The organism is Thiocapsa sp. (genome assembly GCF_011390875.1).
In the GTDB taxonomy this organism is placed as follows: Bacteria; Pseudomonadota; Gammaproteobacteria; order Chromatiales; family Chromatiaceae; genus Thiocapsa.
Genome location: NZ_JAABRP010000328.1, coordinates 1 through 3,655 on the forward strand (window position 1 = coordinate 1; position 3,655 = coordinate 3,655).

General features: G+C 63.6%; 3 protein-coding genes. All 3 read right to left on the reverse strand.

Annotation, left to right across the window (positions count from 1 at the left end; translation table 11 throughout):
* Positions 1-1,721: type IV-A pilus assembly ATPase PilB (gene pilB, locus GPT33_RS17870; protein ID WP_296811761.1), on the reverse strand; the 1,721-nt coding region annotated here is incomplete at its 3' end.
* Positions 1,722-1,944: 223 nt separating this feature from the next.
* Entirely contained in the window at positions 1,945-2,394 is a 450-nt protein-coding gene (locus GPT33_RS17875) for a pilin (protein ID WP_296811762.1), read from the reverse strand.
* A 217-nt stretch (positions 2,395-2,611) separates the two neighbouring features.
* The coding region (locus GPT33_RS17880; protein ID WP_296811764.1) for a sigma-54 dependent transcriptional regulator at positions 2,612-3,655 on the reverse strand (1,044 nt) is incomplete at its 5' end.

The following is a 3,655-nucleotide window of genomic DNA, read 5'->3' on the forward strand; positions in this document are numbered from 1 at the left end:
CAGTCGATTGTGACGCGGTTCACTTCCTCGAGACTCGTGATGCCGTTCTTCACTTTCACCAGGCCGGCGCGGCGCAGGTCCCACAGGCCCTCTTTCTCGGCCTGGGCCGCGATATGCATCGAGTTTCCGCCTTCCATAATGATGCGCCCCGTGGTCTCGGAGATGGGCATCACCTGGAAAATGCCGGCGCGTCCCTTGTAGCCGTCGTTGCACTTGCTGCAGCCTACGGGCGCGTAAATCGTCAGGCCTTCGTCGACCTCTGCTTCAGTGAAACCCTCGCGCAGCAGCGCCTCTTTCGGGATCTCCCGCGGTTCCTTGCAGTTGTCGCACAACCGGCGCGCCAGGCGCTGGGCGATGATCAGGCTGACGGAGGAGGCGATGGCATACGGGGCGACGCCCATGTCCACCATGCGGGTCAGGGTCTTGGGTGCGTCGTTGGTGTGCAGCGTCGAGAGCACGAGGTGGCCGGTCTGCGCGGCCTTGATGGCAATTTCCGCAGTCTCCAGGTCGCGAATCTCGCCCACCATGATGATGTCCGGGTCCTGGCGCAGGAAGGCGCGCAGCGCCGAGGCGAAGGTCAGGCCCACTTTCGGGTTGACGTTGACCTGGTTGACACCCGGCAGGTTGATTTCCGCCGGATCCTCCGCGGTCGAGATGTTGCGGTCCTCGGTATTGAGAATATTAAGGCCCGTGTAAAGCGACACGGTTTTACCGCTGCCGGTGGGGCCGGTGACCAGGATCATCCCATAAGGCTTCGATAGTGCGTCGAGGTAGAGCTGCTTCTGGAATTCCTCGTAGCCGAGCGCGTCGATGCCGAGCTTGGCCTGGCTCGGGTCGAGGATACGCAGCACGACTTTCTCGCCATACAGTGTTGGCAGCGTATTGACACGAAAGTCGATGGCGCGGTTGGCCGACAACTTCAGCTTGATGCGGCCGTCCTGAGGTATGCGCCGCTCGGCGATGTCCATGCGCGACATGACCTTGATACGCGCCGTCACCTTGTTCGCCAGCGCCACCGGCGGGCGCGCCACTTCCTTCAGCACGCCGTCGAGGCGGGTGCGGACGCGATAAAACTTCTCGTAGGGCTCGAAATGGATGTCCGAGGCGCCCTTGTGAATGGCGTCGAGCAGGACTTTGTTGACGAAGCGCACGATGGGCGCGTCGTCGATCTCGTCGCGGGTAAGATTCGCCGCCGCATCGTCGTGCTCGGTTGCGACGTCTAGATTCTCGAGGTCGAGGTCTTCGCCCCCGAGGCTGTCCATGGTTGTGTCGAGCGCCTCCGACAGGCGCGCGATCGTGGCGTCGAGCTTGTTTTCCTCGACGACAATCGCCTCGATGCTCATGCCCGTGGCGAACTTGATCTCGTCGATGGCCTGCAGGCGGGTTGGGTCCGACACGCCGACAAACACACGTCGCCCGCGGCGGAACAGTGGCAGCACCCGGTGCTTCTGCATCAGGCGCTCATCGATCAGGCGGGCGGTCTCGAGTTCGATCTCGATGGCGTCGAGGTCTAGCACCGGGACGCCGAACTCGTGGCAGGCCGCGCCGGCTATATCCCGCGCATCCGCGAGGTTCTTCTCAACCAGGTAGGTGACGATTGATGCGCTGGCAGACTTCTGCACCTCGGTCTCGGCTTCCGCCGCGATCGACTCGTTGATTACGCCTTCCTGGACCAGCCGTCGGGGCAGGCCGGAAAGCCGGGGTTGGACGTTCGCTGCCATGGATGTCAGTCGGGCCCGAGTCATGTGGTGCGTAAGAATCGGCAGTGTCCCGTCGGGCTAGCCTGGCGGCTGCCGACTGGTTCACATAATCGTCTGGAGTCTAACTCAACCCACCGTTGTGACCAACTCTAATCAAGCGACAACCGAACAAAAAAACAACGCCCCCAGATGGGGGCGTTGTAGGCTCGTTTTGCCTTTATTCAAGGAGCTTTTTGGTCACCCCTTAGCCGCGGCACTCCGCTGGCACATGGCTGGCGCTACCTGCGGTCTGCGTGCAAGCCCACGTAGTCGCGGCACCGGTTGCGCCTGAAGCGGTCGGAGTCAGCACCAACGTCACGGAACCGGCGGTGGCGTTTGTGGACACCGTGATTGCGCCTGAACCGGCAGCACAGCTCAGACTGGAAACGTTGCCGATCGCCGTCGTAATCGGGGTAACACCGGCACAGTTCCCGGTACCGCCGTTTGCGGCTGCTGCAAGCAACACGCCACCATTGTTGGAAATGTTCTCGCTGACAGTCGTCTTCGCTGAGGACGCAAGATTCACAGCCTCCGAAACACGCGCGCGGATTGTGTAATCCTGGTACGCCGGAATCGCGATGGCGGCCAGAATGCCGATAATCGCAACCACGATCATCAGTTCGATAAGGGTAAAGCCCTTCTGCTGCTTATGCATATGAATACTCCCTGGGAGTGTTGAAAAAACCGATCGCGGAATACACCGCACGTTGCAGGGATGAAGCAAGCAGCGTGCCAACCCCGCCAGGATCGGTCTAGTGCAATGATTTATATGGATTTATGAAGCTGACGTCACGGGGCCGAAAACCTGGGACCGCCAGCGCAACCTACGCCCCAGCGTCAAAAACTGACGCGATACGTCAGTTTCCGCCGCCTCACTCGATGCCGAGCTTCTTGATGCGGTAGCGCAGGGCGCGGAAGCTGATGCCGAGCAGCTTGGCCGCCTTGGTCTTGTTGTAGCGGGTCTGTTCGAGGGCCTGGAGGATGGCGGCGCGCTCGATGTCCTCGATGCGGTGGTCGAGGCTGCTGTCGTCCGGATTGACGTAGGAATCCGTCGCAGGCCGCGGCGCGGGCGCGGGCGCGGCCGGGGCATCAGCATCGGCATGGCCGTTGTTCGCGCCGGCCGTGGGGGCGCGCAGCTCGATGTCGCCGGCCTCGATGCGGCCGCCTTCGCACAGCGCGAGGGCCCGCTCGAGCGTGTTCTCCAGCTCGCGCACGTTGCCGGGGAATTTGTGCTGTTGCAGCATGCGCCGGGCGTCATCGCTGAGCACCGGCTTGCGCAGGTCGTTGCGCTCGGCCAGCCGCGCCAGCAGGTAGTCCGCCAGCTCGAGCACGTCGTCGCCGCGCTCGCGCAGCGGCGGCACGCGCAGCTCGATGACGTTGATGCGGTAATACAGGTCTTCGCGGAAGCGCCCGTCGGCGACCAGCTTGCCGAGGTCCTGGTGCGTTGCGGAAAGAAAACGCACGTCGACCGTTATTTCGCGCGTGTCGCCCACCGGCCGCACGGTACGCTCCTGGATGACGCGCAGCAATTTCACCTGGGTCGGCAGAGGGAGGTCGGCGATCTCGTCCAGCAGCACGGTGCCGCCCTCGGCGGAACGGAGCAGGCCTTCCTGGTCGGCGGTGGCGCCGGTGAAGCTGCCCTTGGCATGTCCGAACAGCTCGGACTCCACCAGCTCGGCGGGGATGGCGCCGCAGTTCACGGGGACGAAGGGCTGGCCGGCGCGCGGTCCGGACTCGTGGATGAGGCGGGCCACCAGCTCCTTGCCGGTGCCGGACTCGCCGACGATGTGCACCGGCGCCTGGCTGCGCGACACCTTGGCGATCATGGAGCGGACCTTGTCCATGGCCGCGGAGCTGCCCAGCAGCAGCGGTCCGTCGCCGTGCACGATGGTGTCGACGAGCTCGGCCTCGTCCAT

Coding starts and splice junctions, on each gene's coding strand:
- GPT33_RS17875 (WP_296811762.1), bottom strand. CDS start 2,394: ATGCATAAGCAGCAGAAGGGCTTTACCCTTATCGAACTGATGATCGTG.